This is a genomic window from Novosphingobium mississippiense, from assembly GCF_044029535.1.
In the GTDB taxonomy this organism is placed as follows: domain Bacteria; phylum Pseudomonadota; class Alphaproteobacteria; order Sphingomonadales; family Sphingomonadaceae; genus Novosphingobium.
Genome location: NZ_CP147003.1, coordinates 913922 through 935001, shown reverse-complemented (window position 1 = coordinate 935001; position 21080 = coordinate 913922). Strand labels below are relative to the sequence as shown.

Below are 21080 nucleotides of genomic sequence, written 5' to 3'. Positions count from 1 at the left end.
GGGAAATTGTATAGTGGCTTCCAGCATGTCCCAATCGAGGCCGGTTAGGGCAGGCCATGCGCCAATTGCTTTTCCTTGTCGTGCCGATGGGCCTTGCCGCTTGCAGCCAGCCATCGTCGCAGTCCTCCACCCCGCCTGCCCATGCCGAGCCGGTCGCCAATGAAAGCGAACTGCTGAAGCTGACCCTGACGCCGCAGGCGCAGCGGCGGCTTGGCATCGTCACCGTGCGAGCGGGCGGCGGTTCCGCGCAGACGGTGCGGCAGGTGGCGGGGGAGATCGTCGTCCCGCCGACCTCGGCCAATGGCGTGCCGACCGGATCGCTCGCCAACCTGCAGCAGATCGGCGCGCAACAGGCGGCTGCCGACGGCGAAGTGGCCCGCACGCAGGCACAGGCGCGGTTGGCCCGCATCGCGCTGACCCGCGCCGAAAACCTGGTGCGAGAGGAAGCCGGCAGCGTCCGCGCGCGGGATGAGGCGGCGGCGGCGCTGGCGGCGGCGCAAGCGGCGGCCGATGCGGCGCGGCAGCAGCGCGGTCTGCTCGGCCCGGCAGTCGGTGCCCTTGGCAATCAGGCAAGGCTGTGGGTGCGCGCCTCGGTCTTCGCGGGCGACCTTGCCGGGCTGGCCCGTGGCGCGGCCGTGACGGTACGGCCGCTTGGCGGCGGCGCGGCGCGAAGTGCGCTGGCGGTGCAAGCGCCGCCTTCCGCCAATGGCGCGGCGGGCACGGTCGACCTCTATTACGCCATCGACAACCGCGACCGCGCGCTGCGCGTCGGCCAGCGCGTTTCGGTGGACCTGCCGCTGGCGGGCAAGACGGAGGGCCTTGCCATCCCGTCATCCGCCGTCGTGCGCGATATCGACGGCGGCGAATGGGTCTATCGGAAGCTGGCGAAGGATACGTTCCTGCGGCAACGCGTCGAAGTCGCGTCGGAGAGCGCGGGGCAGGCGCTGCTCGCGCGCGGGCTGGACGCGGGGGCCGAAGTGGTGACGGTGGGGGCAGCCGAACTGTTCGGCACCGAATTCGGGGCGGCACACTGATGCTGGCCTCGCTCGTTCGCTTCGCGCTGCTCCAGCGCGTTCTCGTGCTCGCACTGGCGGCGGTTCTGGTCGTGCTGGGCATCCGGGCTGGTCGGGATGTTCCGTTGGACGTCTTTCCCGAATTCGCCCCGCCCATGGTCGAAATCCAGACCGAGGCGCCAGGTCTTTCGACCGAGGAAGTGGAAAGCCTTGTCACCGTGCCGATCGAGACGGCGGTGAACGGCGTGCCGGACCTGATGACGCTGCGATCCAAGTCTGTGCTGGGCTTGTCCTCGGTTCAGATCCTGTTCGCGCGCGGAACCGATGTGATGCGTGCGCGGCAGATGGTGGGGGAACGCATCGCGCAAGTGCAGCCCCGACTGCCGCTCGCCGCGCGTCAGCCGGTGCTGATGCCGCCGCTGTCCTCCACCAGCCGGGCGATGAAGATCGGGCTGACCTCGCAAAAGCTGGACCAGATGAAGCTGTCCGAACTGGTGCGCTGGACGATCCGGCCGCGATTGATGGCGGTGCCCGGCGTCGCCAATGTCGCCGTCTGGGGCCAGCGCGACCGGCAGTTGCAAGTGCTGGTCGATCCCGACCGCCTGCGCGCGGCGGGGGTGACCCTGGCCGAAGTGCGCACGGCGGCGGGCGATGCGGTGCTGGTCGGTGGCGGCGGCTTCGTCGATACGCCCAACCAGCGTCTGTCCGTGCAGCAGGCGGGCAGCGTTCAGGACGCGGCCCAACTTGCGCAGGCGCTGGTCAAGCAGGCCGGCGATGCGCCCGTGCGGCTTGGCGATGTGGCGCGGGTTGTGGAAGGCCATGCGGCGCCGATCGGCAATGCGATCATCGACGATGTACCCGGCATCATGCTGATCGTGGAAAAGCAGCCGACCGCCAACACGCTGGAACTGACCCACGCGGTGGAGGCGGCCCTGGCTGAGTTGAAGCCCGGCCTTGCCGACGTGAAAGTGGACACCACCATCTTTCGCCCCGCGACTTTCATTGAGCGGTCGATCGACAATCTCACCCGCGCCCTGCTGATCGGCTGTGTGCTGGTGGCGGCGGTGCTGTTCCTGTTCACGCGCGATTGGCGGCAGGCAGCGATCAGCCTCACCGCCATCCCGCTCTCGCTGCTGGGCGCAGGGCTTGTCCTGTTGTGGAGCGGGGCGACGATCAACGTCATGGTGATCGCCGGCCTCGTCATCGCCCTGGGCGAAGTGGTGGACGATGCCATTATCGACGTGGAGAACATCGCCCGCCGCCTGCGGCTGAACCGGGATGCAGAAAGCCCACGGTCGCCATTCGCCGTGGTGCTGGCGGCTTCGCTGGAAGTACGTTCGGCCGTGGTCTTTGCCTCGTTGATCGTGATGCTGGTGTTCCTGCCGATCTTCTTCCTGGGCGGCGTGGCCGGCACATTCTTCCAGCCGCTGGCAGTGGCTTATGTATTGGCGATCGCGGCATCCCTGCTGGTGGCGCTGACGGTGACGCCAGCGCTCTGCCTGCTGCTCCTGCCCAACGCGCCGCTGGCGCCCGATCAGGATACCCGCCTCGTACGCGGGCTGAAGCGCGGATACATCCGTCTGCTGCCCGGCGCCGTAACGCGCCCGCGCGGTGCGGTGGCGGTCGTGGCCGGCGGCCTGCTGTTGGCGGGGCTGGGCTATGCCGGCTTCAAGGACCAGTTCCTGCCCGATTTCCGCGAGACCGACTTCCTCATGCACTTCGTCGAGAAGCCCGGCACCTCGATCGAGGCGATGGACCGGATCACCATCCGTGCCTCGAAGGAATTGCGCGCCATTCCCGGAGTGCGCAATTTCGGCGCCCACATCGGCCGTGCCGAACAGGCGGACGAAGTGGTAGGCCCCAATTTCACCGAACTGTGGATCAGCCTGGATGAGAAGGCCGACTATGACGCGTCCGTCGCCCGCATCAAGACGGTGATAGACGGCTATCCCGGTCTGTTTCGCGACGTGCTCACCTATTTACGAGAGCGGATCAAGGAAGTGCTGACCGGCGCCGGTGCCACCGTGGTCGTACGCATCTACGGTCCCGATCAGGATGAGCTGCGCGCGGCCGGGCAGCGCGTGCGCGATGCGGTTGCCGGGATCGACGGAGTGGCTGACCTGAAGCTGGAGAGCCAGGTGCTGGTGCCCCAACTGCGCATCCGGCCGAAGCCGGAGGAACTGGCGCGGCTTGGCCTGACTGCGGGCGAAGTGCGTCGGCAGGCGCAGACCCTGGTCGCCCAGCAGAAAGTGGGTGAAATCTATCGCGACCAGAAGGCCTTCGACGTGGCCGTCTGGGGTGAACCGGCGGTGCGCGACAACGTCGACGCCCTGCGCGACCTGATGATCCATTCCCCCGCCGGCGCACCGGTCCGCCTGTCTGACGTGGCCCGGATCGAGATCGTTCCCGCGCCGAACGAAGTGAAGCGCGAGAACGGCCAGCGCCGCCTGGATGTGACGCTGAACGTCTCCGGCGCCGATCTCGGCACGGTGGCGCGCGCGGTGGAGGCGGCGGTCGCGAAAGTGCCCTTCGCGGCCGGCTATCACCCCGAAGTGCTGGGCGAATACGCCGCGCTGAAGGAATCGCGCCAGCGGCTCTGGACCATGGGCGCGCTTTGTCTGATCGGCGTGTTGCTGCTGGTGTGGATCGAGTTTCGCTCCCGCCGGATCACGGCGCTGGTCGCCGTCAGCCTGCCGTTCGCACTGGTGGGCGGGGTCGTTGCCGTGGCCTTGACCGGCGGGGTGCTTTCGCTGGGATCGCTGGTCGGTTTCGTCACGGTGATCGGCATCGCCGCGCGCAACGGGATCATGCTGCTGTCGCACTATCGCCATCTTGAGCGGGAGGAAGGCATGGCCTTCGGTAACGAACTGGTGCTGCGCGGGGCGGAGGAGAGGCTGGTGCCGATCCTGATGACGGCGACCTGCGCCGGACTGGCGCTGGTGCCGCTGATCGTCGCCGGTAATGCGCCGGGGCATGAGATCGAGCATCCGATGGCCATCGTCATCCTGGGCGGCCTGATTTCCTCCACGGTGCTCAACCTGTTCCTGATGCCCGCGCTCTATGCTCGTTTTGGTGAGGAGCGCGGGAAAACGCCCGAGGCCCCGGCACAGGAGGTACTGGCATGAAGCGCCAGCTTCTTCGCTTCGCCGCTCCGCTGACGGCACTGGCTACCGCGGCCTGTATGACCGCGCCGGCGCCGCCGCCCACTGTGGCGCCGGCATCCGCAACCGGCCCGTTCATAGCGGTGCCCGTGGCATCGATAGATCCGCTGCCGGACGACTGGTGGCGGCTATACGAAGACCCGCAGCTTGACGCGCTGGTGACGGCAAGCCTTGTCGCCAATGCCGATCTGCGCGTTGCCTACGCCAATCTGGACGCTGCCCGCGCGGCCTTGCGCGGGGCGAAGGCTGCTCGGTTGCCGACGACCACGATCGAAAGTGCACTGACGGTTGACGATCCCAGCAACCAGCCCAGCGCCGCGTCGGTCTCGGCCAGCGACTGGGACGTGGCGGCCACGGTCGGTTGGGATATCGATCTGTTCGGCCGCTTACGCTCCGGTGCGCTGGCCGCGCAGGCGGATGCAGCGGCGCAGGCGGCGGCCACCGATGCGGTGAAGGTCGCAGTGGTGGCCGATACCGTGCAGGCCTATGCCGATCTGTGCGGCGCGGGTCAGGCCATGGGCGAGGCGCAAGCCGTTTCCGCCGCGCAGGAGCGTTCGCTGGCGCTGGTCCGTGATCAACTGGCGGCAGGCGAGGTATCCCCGCTGGAAGTTTCACAGGCGGCCGCACTGGCAGCCTCCACGCGGGCGGAGATCGCCCCGTTTGCGGCGCAGCGCGCCAATGCGCTCTACCGGATCGCCGCTTTGCAGGGCCGTCCGCCGGCAGAGGCACGCAGCTTCGTGTTCACTTGTACTACCGCGCTGCGGCTTCGAACGGCGGCTCCGGTGGGCGACGGCACGGCGTTGCTCCTGCGCCGCCCCGACATTCGCGAAGCGGAACGCAAGCTGGCCGCCGCTGCCGCCCGGATCGGTGTGGCGCGCGCGGATCTCTATCCCCGCATCAATCTGGGCGGAGCGCTGGGCCTGCTGGCGGGCGGCTTCGACGCCGCTGCATCGCCGCTGGTCAGTTGGGCCTTTCCCAACCAGGGGCCGGCCCGCGCGAAGCTAGCCCAAGCGCGCGCGGGTGAACAGGCGGCGCTGGCCGGCTGGGATGTCGCCGTCTTGAAAGCGCTGCGCGAAGTGGAAACCGCGCTGGCCGCCTATGATGCCGAGGTTCGCCGCAACCGTGATCTGGCCGCTGCCGTGACGGAAGCGCAGGCCTATGCCCGGCGTTCCGCCGCGCGCGTGCGACTGGGCGATGCCTCCAGCCTGTTGCAGGTCGATGCGGAGCGCGGCCTTGCCGGTGCCCGACTGGCCAAGGCGCGCAGCGATCTGGCGGTTTCCGCCGCTGAGATCACTCTGTTCCGCGCGCTCGGTGGTGGCTGGCGCGTTGGGGGTGGGCCGGGCTAGGCTGCGCGCCATGAGAATCTTGTCATGAGAATCCTTGTCGTTGAGGATGATGGGGAAACCGGCCGCTTCGTCACGCGCGGGTTGGAGGAGGCCGGCCATGCTGTCGTGCTCAGCCCCGATGGTCGCGACGGGTTGTTTCAGGCCACCGGTGGCGGATTCGACGTTATCGTCGTCGATCGGATGCTGCCCGCGCTCGACGGCCTCTCGCTGGTCAAGGCCCTGCGCGCGGCATCCGATGCGACGCCGGTGCTGATGCTGACCGCCATCGGCGGCATCGCCGATCGCGTGGAGGGGCTGGAAGCGGGCGCCGACGACTATCTGGTGAAACCCTTCGCCTTCTCGGAGCTTTCGGCGCGGATCAGTGCGCTGGGCCGCCGTCCGCCCGTTCGTGCCGAGGCGCACCGGCTAGAGGTGGGCGACATCGCGATAGACCTGCACCGCCGCACGGTGGAGCGCGCGGGCACGCGGATCGCTCTGCAACCGCGCGAATTCGCGTTGCTGGCCGAACTGATGCGCAATCCAAGGCGAGTGATGACGCGCACGATGTTGCTCGAACGCGTGTGGGATTTCGATTTCGATCCGAAGACCAACATCGTCGAAACCCACCTCAGCCGCCTGCGATCGAAGCTTAACGCCGGGTTCGATCAGGACGCGATCGAAACGGTGCGGGGCGCCGGCTACATGATCCGGGGCGGTTGACATGCGCCGGCTCTGGCGGACGACGTCCGGCCTTGTCGCGATCATGGCGTTGCTGCTGGCGTTGGCGACACTCATCATCGGTGCCGTCGCCTACGAAGTGACGCATGAGGCGCTGGAACGGCAACTGGACCATCGCATCGCGGCGGAGACTGCCGGGCTGATGGCGGAAGCGCATCGTGACGGGATGCCCGCACTGGCTGCCGCCATTCGACGGCGCGAGGCGGCACGCGCCACATCCAGCCTCGATTACCTACTGGTGGACGATGGCGGCAATCGTCTTGCGGGATCGCTGGAGGCGCAAGTGCCGACACGCGCGGGGTTCGAGGAATTCCTGCACTATCGCCGCGTCGGATCGATAGAGGCAGGCATCGCGCAGGCCCTGACGACCCATCTGCCGCAAGGTGTGTTGATAGTCGCGGCGGACCGTTCCGACCTTGACGAGATCGAACCGGACGCTGGCGATGCTGTTCATCGGCGCTCTCGCGGCGGTGCTGGCTGTCGGGCTTGCGGCGGCGGCGGCGGTCGGTTGGCTGACGCAGCGGCGCCTCAGCCGGATCGATACCGCGGCGCAGGCGATCATTGCCGGCGACCTTGGCCGACGGATCGTGCGCGACGGATCGGGAAGCGAATTCGACCGACTGGCCGAAACCTTGAACCGGATGCTCGACCGGATCGAGGGGCTGATGGACAACCTTCGGCAAGTCTCCGGAGACATCGCGCATGACCTGCGTACGCCGCTGACGCGCCTCTATGGCAGTCTGGACCGCGCGGCGGATGAGGCAGACGGCGCGGTGCGGTCCGACCTGATCGCCAAGGCGCGCGCGCAGGCATCGGAACTGCTTGAGATATTCGCCGCCCTCCTGCGGATTACGGAGATCGAGGGGCTGTCCGAACGATTGGCGCGGCCCCGCATCGATCTGTCGGCACTGTTGCGGCAGATGGCGGAAACCTACGCGCCCGATTTCGAGGATAGCGGGCGCACGCTGCACTGGGTGATCCCGCCTGACCTGCATGTGCATGGGGACCGTCGCCTGCTCAGCCAGGCAGTGGCGAACCTGCTGGACAATGCCCTGCGCCACACCCCGAAGGGGACCGTGGTGGAACTGGCGGCAAAGGTGGAGAGGGGGGCGGGGAGGGACGAACTCGTGCTGCTGGTTTCCGACGATGGCCCCGGCGTGGCGGAGGAAGACCGCACCCGTCTGTTCCGGCGCTTCGCCCGCGCCGACCGGGCGCGCAGCACCGAGGGGCATGGGCTAGGGCTCAGCATGGTGCAGGCCATCGCCAATGCGCACGGCGGTGCGGCGCGGATATTGCCCGCCGGGTCCGGCTGCGCGGTCGAACTGCGGATGCCGGCCTCGCCCGGGGAGGACGAGGCCGTAGCGCCCTGAAGCCGGTCGGTTCAGCGGAAGGCCACGCCGATCAGCGCCGTGGAGGGAATGGGCAGCATGGCACGCCCCGCCGCCATGTGCCGCACTTCGGCAATCACCGCCTGCTTTTCCGCATCGGTCAGGCTTGCCCAGTCGGGCGACATGCCGAACAGGCTGTCAGGCGCGGCAAGGGCCGCCATGTCGAGTTCGTAATCGTGCGTGACAGGCTCGATCTGCGGATCGCGATAGCCGGCCGCGATCAGTTCGCGCGCGAAATCTTCGGGCTGGCTGAGGGCCTTTACCGCTGCGGGCATCGTCATCCCATCCCGCTCCGGAAACAGTTTTTGGCGAATCTGGCCCAGCAGGAGGAAGGTGGCGGCGCCGCGATCCTGCCAGGTTGCCACCACGCCATGCCCGCCTGGGCGTGTGACGCGGGCCATCTCCGCCAGGCCCTTGCGCCAGTCCGGGAACATGATGACGCCGAAGATCGAGAACACCGCATCGAAGCTGGCATCCGCCAGCGCAAGCGCCTGTCCGTCCATCACCCGCGCCTCCACATTGGGCAGTCCGGCTGCGGCGATGCGGGCGACCATGCCGGGCGAGAAATCGGTGGCCAGCACTTGTGCGCCGGTCCCCGCCGCCATCAGGGCCAGCGCGCCGGTTCCGGCGGCGACGTCTAGGACGCGGTTGTCGGGCGTCAACGCCACGCGCGCCAGTGCCGCTTCAGCAAAGCGGGCGGTGAAGGGGTGCGCCGTCTTTTCGTAATGCAGGGCGGCCGTGTCCCAATGGTCGGGGTTTTCGAATTCAGCCATATCGGATGCTCCACGAATCATGTAACATGATAAGTATCGTGATGTTTGAGGCTTGCCAATCCCTGCCCAGATGCGAAGGAACCTGCCGTGCGTAACGACAGCCGCCTTTCCCGCATGCTCCACGTGCTGCTTCATATGGCGCGGCACGATGGGCCGATGACGTCCGATGCGATTGCGCGGATGCTGGGAACCAACCCTGTGGTGGTTCGGCGCACGATGGCCGGCCTGCGGGATGCGGGCTATGTCCGTTCCGAAAAGGGCCATGGCGGCGGCTGGGCGATCGCGGCTGATCTGGAGGCGGTGTCGCTGCTGGACATTCATCGCGCCGTCGGCGGGCCGCGCATCTTCGCGATCGGCAGCGATCACACGAATTCGAACTGCGCGGTAGAGCAGGCCGTCAATGCGGCGTTGGAGGACGCCTTGCAGGAGGCGGAAGCGCTGCTGGTGGCGCGGCTGGGTGCCGTGACTCTGGCCGAATTGGCGAGAGGGTTCGATGCGCGATGCGGCGCGGAGGGTCAGCCGTCCGCGCCGTCTGCCGCTACGGCATCCAGCTCGGACGTGAAGAAGGGCTGATCGGCATAGTGATCGATGAAGGCACGCTGCGCCGCCGACATGCCCTTCCGGGTGGCAAACACCATGTGGATGATGCCTTCCGCCGTGTGCCATCGGGGCAGAATTCGTTCCAGTCGATTGCCGGCCATATCGTCCCGGCATGCGCGTTCGTGCAGCAGGGCGATGCCAAGCCCGTCCAGCGCGGCATCGCGCACGATGCTGGAATCGTTGGTGCAGAGGCGCGGCTGGTGCAGCACGCGATGCTGTTCGCCATCATCGCTGACCAGATCCCAGCGATGATGCTCGGCATGTTCTCCCACCGATAGCGTGGGGAACCATTGCAGCGTCTCGATCGTCACAGGTTCCACTTGTGCGGCCAGGAACTCAGGGCTGGCCACCAGGATACGCTGCCCCCTGCCAAGCTGGCGCATGGTCAGCGAGAGGTCCGTTTCCTTTTCCACGTCCACGCGCAGGGCGATGTCGTACCCTTCGCGGATGATGTCCACGCGGCGACTGGTCAGGTGCATGTCAACGCGGACCAGCGGATAGCGGGCCAGGAACGAGGCCAGCCGTTCGGCGCCTAGAAAACGGGCCAATCCGGGCGGGCAGGTGATGCGCAGCACGCCGCTGACGTCTTCCCGCGCCCGTTCCGCAATCGCGCGGGTCGCGGAAACGCCCTCGGCTATGATCTCGCACTGGCGGTAGACCTGCCGCCCCACATCGGTGATCCGCACATTGCGCGTGGACCGTTCCAGCAGCCTTGCGCCAAGCTCTCGCTCCAGCTTGGCGACCCGTTTGGAAAGCTTGCCCCGCGCCTCGCCCGTGGCGCGTTCGGCAGCGGAAAAGCCGCCGTGGCGTACGACCATGGCAAAACTGCGCAAGTCGTCGAGATCCATCCGATGCGTCCTTTCGTGGCTGCGAAGCGCTGCCATTCCCCCACCGGGGTCCGATTGCAAGCGCCATCGCCGAACAGTTCGGGCCGAAGACTGGTCGTGCGGCCTTCGGGGCTGTAACGGGAGGCGATGAAAACGCAGGATCCCACCCCCCCATTTTTGAATGCCGGTCAACTGACGGGCAAGATCGCGCTGGTTACCGGAGCCGCGGGCGGCCTGGGCCAGGAAATCGCGCACGGGCTGGCAGCGGCCGGCGCGCATGTTCTGGCCCACGGCCGAAATGCGGATCGTGCCGAACAAGGGGCCGCAGGGATCGCGAAGGCGGGGTTCACCGCGGAGCCGGTTGCGTTCGACTTGTGCGATGGCGCAGCCATGGAAGCGGCGATGGCGAAGCACGCAGCGGTAGACATCCTTGTCAACAATGCCGGCCATCGCGACCGCCGGCCGATCGAGGAACTGGATCGTGACGCCGTCCGCCTCATGCTGGAGGTCAATCTGGTCGCCTGCTTCGATCTCGCCCGGCTGCTGGCGCCGCGGATGGCGGCGGGCGGGCGGATCGTGAACATCACTTCCATCGCCGGCCCCATCGCGCGCCCCGGCGATGCCGCCTACACCATGGCGAAGGGTGGGCTGGAGGCGCTGACCCGTGCGCTGGCGGCGGAACTGGGCGGGCGGGGCATTACCGTCAATGCCGTCGCCCCGGGCTTCTTCGCAACGGCGGCGAATGCCGCCATGGTCGCCGATCCGGCAATCGGGCGGCATCTGGAGACGCGCACTTCGCTGGGTCGTTGGGGCCGCCCGCAGGAAGTGGTCGGCCCCGTGGTCTTCCTTGCCTCACCCGCCGCGTCTTATGTCACCGGCCAGGTGCTTGCGGTGGACGGCGGCTATCTGGCGCACTTCTAGCTGTTCAAGTGGCCGACCACTGCCGCAGCAGGTTGTGGTAGACGTTGGTCAGGGTATCGACCGAGGGGTGTTCGGGGTGATCGGTCGCGACGGATTGGATCGCGCCGTCCAGTTCGAACATCAGCCGCCGCCGCTCGGGCGAGGCGACGAAGCTTTGCGTCCAGAAGAACGACACGAAGCGAACTCCGCGCGTCACCGGCATGACCCGGTGCAGGCTGCTGCCCGGATAGACCACCAGATGCCCGGCCGGCAACTTTACCGTGTGGCTGCCGAACATGTCCTCTATCACCAGTTCGCCGCCATCGTATTCGTCCGGGTCGCTGAGGAATAGTGTGCTGGATATGTCGCTGCGCAAATGTTCGCCGGTGCCGGGGATCGGAAAGATCGCGTTGTCGACGTGATTTCCATAATGCCCGCGCCCGTCATAGCGGCTGAACCGGGGCTGCAGCACGCGCTGGGGCAGGGTAGCGGCGACGAACAGCGGCGTCTGGAACAGGCGTGCGATCACCCGATCGGCAAGTTGCCGTGCCAGCGGGTGGTCGAGCGCCAATTGCTCGTTCTCCTTGACCTGCGCGGCCCGGTGGCCGGCAGTGGCACGCCCGTCCGTCCAATCGGCAGAGGCCAGCGCAGCGCGGATTTCGCGCACTTCGTCTGGCTGGAAAATTTCCGGAATTTCGATGACCATCCGTCATCTCTTGCCGAATACGCCGGCCCTGACAATGACCGCGATCAAGAATGTCCGCGCCGTCAGTCTTTTCCGGTGAACGCGCTTTCCTCCGCATAGAAGGCATCGGCGAAGTCGAATGCGTCGTAGACGATCCGGCGATAGGTCTCGTCGAAGGTCTTGCGGATGCTGCCGTCGCTGATGACCATCGGCCGGTCTTCCTCCACCGCCTTCACCACCAGCTTGCCCACCAGCTCGGCGGGCCGGAAAGTGACCTGCGCATGCCACTGCGCGCCATCGGGGATCTGCACTTCGCCTTCGCCAGGGCCGCCAAAGCGGGCGGGACGATAGCGGGCATTGTTCGCCTTCATGTTGCTGACCACACCATGCGGCACGAAGGCGGTTGTGCCCACACCATATTCGCGCGCCTCCACCGCCAGGTTCAGCATCATGCCGATGATGCCCATCTTCGCTCCCGAATAGGCGGCGTGATAGGGGATCCAGCTGGGCAGCAGGCCGGCGGTGGATGCCGTGGCGCAGACATGGCCGTCGCGCGCGGCCACCATGTCCGGATAGAACGTCTTCACGCAGTTCAGCACGCCGATCAGGTTGGCGTGGACGATCCAGTCGATATCGTCCGCGCTCATGTCGGTTATCCGCTCGAACGAGGTGGCGCCGGCATTGGCGAACAGCAGCGAGACCGGGCCGAGCCGATCACTCGCCATCCGTTTGGCATCGGCCAGGGAGGCCATGTCCGTCACGTCGCATTCGATGGCCAGCGCCTTGCCGCCCTTCGCTGCGATCTCTTCCGCGACGGTACGGGCATTATCCGGCAGGATATCGGCGATGGCCACCGATGCGCCCTTTGCGGCCAGTTCCAGTGCCAATCCGCGCCCGATTCCGCTGCCGCCGCCGGTCACCAAGGCCGTGCGGCCCGCCACCTTCGTCATCCGTGACTCTCCCTTGGGCTTCTGTTCGTCAACCTATATTGTCACCGTTGTCGTTTCAATGTCTCTCATTTCACGGGGTGGGAAGGCGCCTTTCCCGGCAATCGGTTATGACTGAGGCGGAAATTAATCACCTGTTCGGTTTCTAATTCATTGACCGACCATCCCCGGCCAACCACCGTTGCGGATGTGCGCTGCCGGAGGGTGCCGACCGCACAAAGCCATAAGGCGAGGCGCGAGGGTGCGACTTCGCAAAGGGAGAGGCGCCACGCACTGCGCGCGGCGCAATGCACGATGTGGAGGCCTTACCATGAACGGACTTCGTCTGCCGTCCAGCCGCGTTCTGCCGCGTACTCGCCGCGGAACGCTGGCTCTTTTGCTGGCGGGTGCGCCTGTCGCAGCCCTGGCGCAGGAAGCTCCGCCGCCGGCCGCTTCCGCCTCGGCCGGGCAGGATGACAGTCACGGCGTGAAGGAAATCATCGTCACGGCGCAGCGGCGTGCCGAAAATCTGCAAGACGTTCCCATCGCGATCACGGCCGTCGGTTCCGAAGCGCTGAAATCCGCCGGCATTTCCGAAACCAACACGCTGACACAGGCGGTTCCGGCGGTCCAGTTCTCCCGTTCCGGTGCCAGCGGACTGTTCTTCGTGCGCGGCGTGGGCACGACGAACGCCTCGATCGGGGACGAGGGCTCGAACGCCTTCTACGTCGACGGCGTCTACATGCCGGATCTGTCCAGCACGGTCATGCAGTTCAACAATATCGAACGCGTGGAAGTGCTGAAGGGGCCCCAGGGCACGCTGTTCGGCCGTAATGCCTTCGGCGGCCTGATCCACGTCATCACCAAGGAGCCGGGCGACCATCTGGAGGCATCGGCGCAGGCCGGCTATGCGAATTACAACACGATCCAGGGGCAGGCCTATATCGGCGGCCCGATCACCGAAGGGATCAGCGCCGACCTTGCACTGACCGGTTACGACCAGCAGGACGGCTGGGGCCGCAACGTCACGCTCGATCGCGACATCAAGAAGATGAAATACTGGGGCGCCCGTTCCAAGATCGTGGTGCGGCCCAGCGATGCCGTGAAATTCGTGCTGGCGGGAGATTATTACGACACCGACGACAATACCGCCATCGGCTGGAGCGTGGATGAGGATTTCCTCGTCACCGGCGGAATCCGCTCGATCGGGAGCATGGACACGGCATCGAACGATTATTCGCTGACGCAGCTTCGGAACTGGGGCGTAAGCCTGACCGGCGAATTCGATCTGGGCTTTGCAACGCTGACCAGCATCAGTTCGCTGCGCGACAGCCGCAACCATTCGGACTTCGACGTGGACGCGACGCAAGTGCCTTACCTGCGGATCGCCTTCACGTCCGGGTCGCGCGCCTATCAGCAGGAACTGCGGCTCGCCTCGGCAGACACCGATCCGATCAGCTGGCAGATCGGCGCCTTCTATCTCCATTCCGAAGTCTACAACCGGTCGCGCTTTACCGGGCTTGCGCTGGGCGGGCTGACAACGGGGCAGTACATCGATGCCACGCTGGATACCGACTCGATTGCCGGCTTTGGCGAGGTAACCTGGGCAATCACGCCCACCACGAAACTGACCGGCGGCGTGCGCTATACCAACGACAAGCGGCAACTGGGCGGCGGATATGCCGCGCTGGTCAGCGACGTGGTGGGGCCGCTGATCCCCACCGATGATGAACTGAGCTACGGCAAGTTTACCTGGCGCGCCGCACTGCGGCAGGACATCACGCGCGACATCAGCGTCTACGCCTCATACAATCGGGGCTTCAAGGCGGGCACGTATTCATTGCAGAATCCGCAGCTGCCGCCGGTGAAGCCGCAATACATCAATGCCTATGAAGTGGGCATCAAGTCCGAACTGTTCGGCCGCGCGCTACGTCTGAACGCATCGGCGTTCCACTATGACATTTCCGACTATCAGGTCCGCTCCGCCGCGGTCGGCACGCTGGGGTCGGCAGTGCTGCTCAACGCCGCGTCGGTAAAGGTGGACGGCGTGGACGTCGATTTCGAAGCGGCGCCGGTGGAGGGCATTCGCCTGTTCGGCGGGTTCACCTGGCTCAATTCGCGGTTCCACTACTTCGGGCCGACCGATACGCTGGCCGGCGCGCCGTTCATCTATCCCAACCCGGCGGTCTGCGATGCGCAGGGCACCAGCGATCCAGGCACCACCACCGGGCCGCAGACGGGCGGTTTCAAGACTTGCTTCGGCGACGCCTCCGGCTTCCAGACGCCTACTGCGCCCGATTTTTCGGCCAGTTTCGGCGCCAGTGCGACGATCCCGATCGATCAGGTGCAGCAACTGCGCGCGACGATGCTGGCCAGCTACAACAGCGGCTATCCGTTCGAGAGCGACGGCGTTCTGCGGCAGGATCCCTACATGCTGCTGAATGGTTCCGTGGAATACCGGCCGACTGACAAGTGGGGGCTGGAATTCTGGATGAAGAACATCTCCGACACGAAGTACTTCCAGCAGAAGATCTCGACCGGGCTGGGCGCGACCACCGCCCGCGCCGCGCCGCGCACTTACGGCGTGACGGTGCGCTTCGATTATTGAAGGTAAACCGGGGACGCTGACGGCAGAACGGCCCCGTTACATCATAATATCGGGCACGGCAACCATGGGCGCGGATTCAAAACGGCCCAGGCCATAGTCCCCGGCGATGGTGGTGCGCTGCATCGTCCGGCCATGGGCGGGATCGTTGCCCGAAACGGCATGGAGCATCCGCCAGTTGTCCCAGATCAGCATCTGGTCCAGTCGCCAGGCATGATGGTAGCTCTGGCCGGCGGCAATTCGGTTGATCGTCTGGCAGACTTCTTCCAGCAGCGCCTCGCCCTCCGCCGTCTCCAACCCGAGAATCCCTTCCGCCATGTAGGGGGAGACGTGAAGACAGCGATCGCCGTTGGCGCGGGTCCAGATTGCCGGATGGATCGCGCGCGGCGATCCCTTGCGGTTCGCCATCATCTCCAGCGCGCCGGGCTTTTCGCGAACGATCCGGATGTCTTCCGGCTGGCCGAAGCGATTGGTGCCGTAGGCGACATTCAGGGTGTAGAGGATTTCCGCCTGCTCCAGCCTGTCTCGCAAATGGGCGGGAAAGGCGCGGTAGAGTGCCACTCCGTCGACGAACCCGGTCAGCCCGCCTTCCGGCGTGATCCGGGTGGCACGCAGCACGCCGGCGCGGTTCAGTTCATCGTTGTAGCAGTGATCGAAATGCCAAGGCAGCCAGTGGGCGAGCGGGCGGCCTGCAATCTCGACCACGCCGGAGGCATTGGGCTCCTGCCTGATCTCCACCACGCCGGGCAGGCGATCGCCGTCCACGCGGCTGACTTCCTTCAGCGGGTGTTCTTTCAAGGGGCCGAACACGCCGCTCAGCGCCACCTGCATTTCGTCGCTCTGCTCGATGGCGTCGAAGACTATCAGGCCCTCGCGTTCGAAGGCATCGGCGATCGCGCGGCGATTGGCCGCGTCCGCCAGAGCCTCATGCGTGACGCGCGAAATCCGCACGCCGAACGGCAGATCCGGCCGAAGCGGTGCAATCGTCAATTCGCTCATGTTGTTGCTTCCTTCCCGTGTGACGCTCCGGCGTTTTCGCCGGTAGCGGCGCGCCCTAGGGCGCCTGTGTTCGCAGCATGGAATCGACCAGCAATCGCCGCAACTGCTCGTTTTCGTGCTGGAGCCGCTCGATTTCGGCGATGTCCGACGCTTCCGCCGACATGCGCGGGGCGGCGGTGTGCAGCAGACCATGGAGCAGCACATGCACGGCGTAGCGAATGTTGGCGTCGATTTCCTCGGCGCTGACGGGAACACCCCAGGCGGCGGCAGTCGGCGGCCCACCGACGGCGATGTTCATGAAGGCGATCGCCGCCTTGCGCGCATCGGCCTCCCCGCAATCCAGGCGGCGGCGGAAGAGCTGGGCCAGCCAGTCGATCGTGGGGCCGGTGCCGGCCTCGTACGTAAAGGCGCCGATCTCGGGAATGCGGGGACTTTCCGCGTTGGTGATGCGCAATAGCCGGATGCCGTCCTCGCTCATCACATTGGCCACAAGGCGGCGGCCGATCAGCAGGAGCGTCTCCTCCAGATCGTCCTTTACGCATTCCTCCAGCGCTTCCAGCGGCAGGATCCATTGCTCTATCGCGCGTTCCAGCGTGGCCTTGAAGAAGGTCAGCTTGTCGCCATAGCGCTGGTAGAACGTGCGCTTCGCCATGCCGGCCGCGCTGCAGATGGCATCGATGCTGGTCCGTTCGAAGCCGTTTTCCAGAAACAGCACCAGCGACCGATCCAGCAGTTCCTGATTGCTGAGCGAGGGACGGCCTGGTCCGCGATTGGGCGCGGCAAGATTGCGCACTTCGCCCTCATCGTACGGCACCTTCATACCAATGCTCCACTAATTAAAACGATGTAGGTATTAAATGCTTGCATGGCGCCATCTTATGAGAGAGTGTATAACGCACAAAGCGATTTTTGAAACGGATTGGGTGATAATCGGCGGTCGCAAGGCCGTGGTCAAGTCCCGAAAGTGCATCCGGTATCGCGCGGCGCAAATGTCGGCACCAGAACCGGGAAAGGAGAGGCGGAGCATGGCATTCGCAAGCGGAACGCCCGAGGCGGGCGCCATTCAGGCGGTGGACCTGACGCCGCGCATCGCTTCCCGCATCATGATCGACAAGCCGGCGCTGCTGTCCGGCACACATGCCGAGGAAATTCGATCCTTGCTGATCGCGCGCGGGGTGGTGGTGGTCCGCGACATTGCGCTGGATGATGACGAACTTCGCACGATCGCGCGCACGCTGGGCCAGCTTCGCATCGGAGCCGTCCGGCGCGGGGCCGATGGCGCGATTCTGACCGAGGGAGACGGCGGCATCCTGCGCGTCACGCTGGATGAGACGCGAAACCCTGAATATGCGCGCTTTCTGTTCGGCAACCAACTTTGGCACATGGACGGCACTTACGAGGAAGTACCGCCGTTTGCGACGCTGCTGGCCCCGGTGCGCCTTTCCGCCCGAGGTGGCGACACCCTGTTCGCCAACACCGCCGCCGCCTTTGCCGACCTGCCCGAGGACGAGCAACGCCGGCTGGAGACGCTGCGCGTGCTCCACACGATGCAGGCGGCATTGTTTCCGGCGAAACGCGATTGCTCCGTCGAGGAATTCGCGCTGTGGAGTTCCTATCCCCAGCGCTCGCACCCGCTGGTGTGGCAGCATCGGTCGGGCGTGCGCTCGCTCGTGCTCAGCACCTCTGGTGCATATGTGGAGGGCATGGAGCCGGCCGAGAGCCACGATCTGCTCCAGCGCCTGATGATCCACGCCACGCAGGACCGCTACGTCTATCGCCACAAGTGGCAGCCCGGCGATCTCGCGATCTGGGACAATACCGCGACGATGCACCGCGTGGAGCCGTTCGACCGCGAAAGCGGCCGCGAACTCCACCGCTGCACGCTGAATGGCGAGGAACCCGTTACCGCGCCGGCCTGATCCGGCGCGCCGTCGAAACCGAAAAATCAGGGAAAGATCCATGCAGGTTGGCATTCATCTGGGCTTTCAGAACCTCCACGGCATGCCGGATGGAGACTTCTTCCGCCGCGAAACCCAGCTGGCGATCGAGGCGGAGGCGATGGGCTTCGACTTCGCGGCGGCGGTGGAGCACCACTTCACGGACTACGCCGCGTGCCCCGATCCGCTGCAATTGCTGACTTATGTCGCGGCGAAAACCAGCACGATCAAGCTGATGCCTGCGGCGGTGATCCTGCCGTGGAACGATCCGTTGCGCGTGGTGGAGAAGACCGCGATGCTGGATCACCTCAGTAACGGGCGGGTGATCCTGGGCATGGGGCGCGGTGCGGCACGGCGCGAATTCACCGGCTTTCGCACCGATCTGGCCGATTCCCGCGATCGCTTCGACGAGGCTGCGCCGATGATCCTAGCGGGGCTGGAAACCGGCTTCGTGGAAGGGGCGGGACCGCATTTCCCGCAGCCACGCGTGGAGGTGCGGCCGCGGCCGGAGGGATGGTCGAAGGATCGCTGCGTCATGGTCTCCATGTCGCGATCGTCGGTGGAGGAAGCGGCCGAACTGGGGCTGCGCACGCTGCGCTTTTCGCAGGGGGACTGGACCAAGGCGCTGCCCGAAATCGAATTCTATCGCGATACTTTCGCCCGGCTGCACGGCAAGGCCGCGCCACCCTTCGTCATCAGCGACTTCGTAGTCTGCTTCGAGGATGAGGCGCAGGTGGTCGACTATACGGACAAGTATTTTTCCGCGCAGTTCCAGCAAGTTGCCGAACACTACGAATTTGGTGCCGAGCACTTCCGCAGCCTGCCGTCCTATTCCACCTACGTCTACATGGGCGAAGCGGCAAAGGCGGCAGGGGGGCCGGACAAGGCCTATCGCGACTATATTTCGGGCAACATGATCGGCACGCCGGATCAGTTGGTGGAAAAGCACTTCACGCGTCAGCGCATGGTGGGCGACTATTGGATCATCGCCAATTTCAGCTTCGGCGGAATGCCGTACGAGGATGTCTATCGCCAGATGCGCGTCTTTGCCGAAAAGGTGATGCCGCGGCTGAAGGAAGGCGCGCCCGTGGCGGCCTGAGGCGATGCATCCGCGCTATCCGCACGTCTTCTCGCCAATCGCGCTTGGCCCGGTCACGATTCCGAACCGCTTCTTCTTCGCGCCGCATGGCAGCGCGCTGAGTGTGGGGACCAAGCCTTCGGACGACCTTGTCGCCTATAGCGCCGAGCGGGTGAGGGACGGCGGTTGCGGACTGGTGATGGTGGCGCTGGTTGCGCACGAACGCGGGCGTACGCGGCAGCCGTCGCCGCACCTTGACGAGAACGTTGCCGCCTTCGCCCGCATGGCGGATGCCATTCACGCGGCCGGCGGCAAGATTTTCGGGCAGATCTTCTACTGGTGGGGCGGCGCTGGCTGGTGGCAGCCGTTGAGCCCGCCGGCACCGGCGCTGGGCCCATCCAGCCGGCAGTTTGCGCATGGCCGCCGGGCATCGACCACGCGGGCGATGACCTTGGGAGAGATCGCGGGAATGCACGAGGCCGTCCGCCGCTCTGCCGCCAACTTGCGCAAGGCGGGTTTCGACGGAGTGATGCTGCACGGATCGCATGCCGGCCTGATCGAGCAGTTCCTTTCGCCCTACTACAACGCGCGGGAGGACGATTACGGCGGAAGCTTTGCCAACCGTATACGCTTCGTGGCGGAATCGCTGGAGGCCGCGCGCGCGGGGGCCGGCCCCGAGATGGCCGTGGGGATGCGCTTCAACTGCGACGAGGGCGTGGCGGGCGGCTATGGCATCGACGGGGCGCGCGATGCGGTCTCGCATCTGACAGGGCGCGGCTTGCTGGACTTTCTGGACCTCGATCAGGGCATGGAGCCGCAGCAGTTCGCACATGGAATGCCGACTGGCTTCTCGGAAAAACAGCTCTATCGCCCGGCAGTCGCACAAGTGCGCGAGGCGGCGGGCACGGTGCCGTTGCTTTCCGTGCTTGGCCGAGTGACCCGCATGGCGGAGGCGGAGGAGGCCATTGCGTCGGGTGTGATCGACATGGCGGGGTGCGCACGGCAATTGATTGCGGAACCGCAATTCGTCGCCCTCGCGCGGGAGGGGCGCGAAGCGGAAGGGCGCACCTGCATTGCCTGCAACTGGTGCACAGCGGCCGGCGGCGATGGCGCGCAAGGCTGCACGATCAATCCGGCCAGCTATCGCGAACGGCTATGGGGCGTGGACAGTTTCGGACCCGCGCCGCAACCGTCGCGCGTGGTGGTCATCGGGGCGGGGCCCGGCGGGATGGAGGCGGCGCGGGTTGCGGCGAAACGCGGCCACCGGGTCTCGCTGTTCGAAGCGCGCGCCGAGCCCGGCGGCGCGCTGGCGGATTGGGCGCGCTTGCCCGGACGGGCGCATTATGGCGATGCCGTGCGCTGGTGGTGGGCCGAACTCGAACGTCTTGGCGTCGATCTGCGCTTGGGCATTCGCGCCTGTGCCGAAACGGTGCTGGCCGAGGCGCCTGATGCGGTGATCGTCGCGACCGGTGCGCGCTATCGCTCCGGCGGGCAGGGGATCGCGAGCGAAATGCCGATTCCCGGCCATGATCGGCCCTTCGTTCATACACCGGAAGCGGTCTTGGCCGGTGGGCTCGATCTTTCCGGCCACGTGCTGGTGACCGATGGGGAGGGCTATCACGCCGGCAGTGGTATCGCCGAGATGCTGGCTGCGCGCGGCGCGCAGGTCACGCTCGTCTCCGCCGAGATGTCGCCCGTTTCCGCACGGCTGAGCGATGCGTGGGAAGAGCGCTTCGTGCTCGCACGGCTGAAACAGGTCGGCGTCACTCTGCAGACGGGAACGTGGGTCGATGAGATCGGTGAACGCCGGGTGACGCTGCGCGATGTCCATACCGGCACGACGCGGACGGCCCCGGTGGATGCGGTGATCCTGGCCACCTCGCGCGAGCCGGTGGACGATCTGGCCCGTGCTCTGGAGGGACGTGTGCGGCAACTCTTCACGATCGGCGATGCGCTGGGGCCGCGCATGTTCGCGGCGGCAAGTTACGAAGGGCAGATGTTCGCGCGCATGATCGGCGAACCGGACGCCCCCCGCGATTTCGAACAGGCCTGGTTTGCTGCCGACGCGGCCTGCCTCAATCCCCTGCCTGCCGACATGGTTCGCCCTGCGGGTTGAGGGCGCCCC

Annotated in this window: 18 protein-coding genes; 11 read left to right on the top strand and 7 right to left on the bottom strand. The window is 66.2% G+C overall.

The annotated features are described in order from the left end of the window. Window positions 1-56 precede the first annotated feature (56 nt). From WBP06_RS22730 to WBP06_RS22715, 4 genes are read left to right on the top strand one after another with little or no spacing between them, the layout of a single operon-like run. Window positions 57-1034 (top strand): efflux RND transporter periplasmic adaptor subunit, encoded by a 978-nt coding sequence (locus WBP06_RS22730; protein WP_395337399.1) that lies wholly within the window; start codon window positions 57-59, stop codon window positions 1032-1034. Continuing rightward, the gene (locus WBP06_RS22725) at window positions 1034-4138 is read left to right on the top strand and encodes an efflux RND transporter permease subunit (RefSeq protein ID WP_395337398.1); all 3105 of its coding nucleotides are present in this window, start codon (window positions 1034-1036) and stop codon (window positions 4136-4138) included. The genes WBP06_RS22730 and WBP06_RS22725 overlap by 1 nt, the downstream gene beginning before the upstream one ends. Next, window positions 4135-5520, top strand: a complete 1386-nt coding sequence (locus WBP06_RS22720) for an efflux transporter outer membrane subunit (protein WP_395337397.1) — start codon at window positions 4135-4137, stop codon at window positions 5518-5520. The genes WBP06_RS22725 and WBP06_RS22720 overlap by 4 nt, the downstream gene beginning before the upstream one ends. 24 nt (window positions 5521-5544) lie before the next feature. Then, complete coding sequence (locus WBP06_RS22715) at window positions 5545-6219, top strand: response regulator transcription factor (RefSeq protein WP_395337395.1); 675 nt, start codon at window positions 5545-5547, stop codon at window positions 6217-6219. A 250-nt stretch (window positions 6220-6469) separates the two neighbouring features. Here the strand turns inward: WBP06_RS22715 and WBP06_RS22710 are convergent, their stop codons facing one another. Beyond that, the gene (locus tag WBP06_RS22710) at window positions 6470-6691 is read right to left on the bottom strand and encodes a hypothetical protein (protein WP_395337394.1); all 222 of its coding nucleotides are present in this window, start codon (window positions 6689-6691) and stop codon (window positions 6470-6472) included. Between WBP06_RS22710 and WBP06_RS22705 the strand changes: the two genes are divergently transcribed. Then, a complete protein-coding gene (locus WBP06_RS22705) occupies window positions 6681-7607 on the top strand; it encodes a sensor histidine kinase (RefSeq protein ID WP_395337393.1) in 927 nt (308 codons plus the stop codon). The genes WBP06_RS22710 and WBP06_RS22705 overlap by 11 nt on opposite strands. Before the next feature lie 11 nt (window positions 7608-7618). On the opposite strand, the gene WBP06_RS22700 is transcribed toward WBP06_RS22705, so the two are convergent. Further along, window positions 7619-8398, bottom strand: coding sequence for a class I SAM-dependent methyltransferase (locus WBP06_RS22700; protein ID WP_395337392.1), 780 nt, complete (start codon window positions 8396-8398; stop codon window positions 7619-7621). Window positions 8399-8485: 87 nt separating this feature from the next. On the opposite strand from WBP06_RS22700, the gene WBP06_RS22695 reads away from it, so the two are divergent. Further along, window positions 8486-8971 carry an Rrf2 family transcriptional regulator gene (locus WBP06_RS22695; protein WP_395337391.1) on the top strand — a complete coding sequence of 162 codons (486 nt, stop codon included), beginning with the start codon at window positions 8486-8488 and terminating at the stop codon, window positions 8969-8971. Here the strand turns inward: WBP06_RS22695 and WBP06_RS22690 are convergent. Further along, window positions 8914-9846 carry a LysR family transcriptional regulator gene (locus tag WBP06_RS22690; protein ID WP_395337390.1) on the bottom strand — a complete coding sequence of 311 codons (933 nt, stop codon included), beginning with the start codon at window positions 9844-9846 and terminating at the stop codon, window positions 8914-8916. The two genes, WBP06_RS22695 and WBP06_RS22690, sit on opposite strands and share 58 nt — an antisense overlap. A 126-nt stretch (window positions 9847-9972) precedes the next feature. On the opposite strand from WBP06_RS22690, the gene WBP06_RS22685 reads away from it, so the two are divergent. Next, a complete protein-coding gene (locus WBP06_RS22685; RefSeq protein WP_395337388.1) occupies window positions 9973-10746 on the top strand; it encodes an SDR family oxidoreductase in 774 nt (257 codons plus the stop codon). Window positions 10747-10750: 4 nt separating this feature from the next. On the opposite strand, the gene WBP06_RS22680 is transcribed toward WBP06_RS22685, so the two are convergent. Beyond that, entirely contained in the window at window positions 10751-11431 is a 681-nt protein-coding gene (locus WBP06_RS22680; RefSeq protein WP_395337387.1) for a Fe2+-dependent dioxygenase, read from the bottom strand. A gap of 62 nt (window positions 11432-11493) precedes the next feature. Further along, on the bottom strand, window positions 11494-12360 hold the full coding sequence (locus WBP06_RS22675; protein ID WP_395337386.1) for an SDR family NAD(P)-dependent oxidoreductase: 867 nt from the start codon (window positions 12358-12360) through the stop codon (window positions 11494-11496). A 307-nt stretch (window positions 12361-12667) separates the two neighbouring features. Between WBP06_RS22675 and WBP06_RS22670 the strand changes: the two genes are divergently transcribed. Then, a complete protein-coding gene (locus WBP06_RS22670) occupies window positions 12668-14944 on the top strand; it encodes a TonB-dependent receptor (protein WP_395337385.1) in 2277 nt (758 codons plus the stop codon). A 36-nt stretch (window positions 14945-14980) separates the two neighbouring features. On the opposite strand, the gene WBP06_RS22665 is transcribed toward WBP06_RS22670, so the two are convergent. Continuing rightward, window positions 14981-15940: a TauD/TfdA dioxygenase family protein gene (locus tag WBP06_RS22665; RefSeq protein ID WP_395337384.1), complete on the bottom strand. Its 960-nt coding sequence runs from the start codon at window positions 15938-15940 to the stop codon at window positions 14981-14983. A gap of 55 nt (window positions 15941-15995) precedes the next feature. Continuing rightward, a complete protein-coding gene (locus WBP06_RS22660; protein WP_395337383.1) occupies window positions 15996-16760 on the bottom strand; it encodes a TetR/AcrR family transcriptional regulator in 765 nt (254 codons plus the stop codon). Between the two features lie 205 nt (window positions 16761-16965). On the opposite strand from WBP06_RS22660, the gene WBP06_RS22655 reads away from it, so the two are divergent. The 3 genes from WBP06_RS22655 to WBP06_RS22645 are packed head-to-tail and all read left to right on the top strand — an operon-like array spanning window position 16966 to window position 21071. Beyond that, window positions 16966-17859, top strand: a complete 894-nt coding sequence (locus tag WBP06_RS22655) for a TauD/TfdA dioxygenase family protein (RefSeq protein ID WP_395337382.1) — start codon at window positions 16966-16968, stop codon at window positions 17857-17859. 40 nt (window positions 17860-17899) lie between these two features. After that, window positions 17900-18976 (top strand): LLM class flavin-dependent oxidoreductase, encoded by a 1077-nt coding sequence (locus WBP06_RS22650; protein ID WP_395337381.1) that lies wholly within the window; start codon window positions 17900-17902, stop codon window positions 18974-18976. A 4-nt stretch (window positions 18977-18980) separates the two neighbouring features. Further along, entirely contained in the window at window positions 18981-21071 is a 2091-nt protein-coding gene (locus WBP06_RS22645) for an FAD-dependent oxidoreductase (RefSeq protein ID WP_395337380.1), read from the top strand. The last annotated feature ends 9 nt before the right edge of the window (window positions 21072-21080 follow it).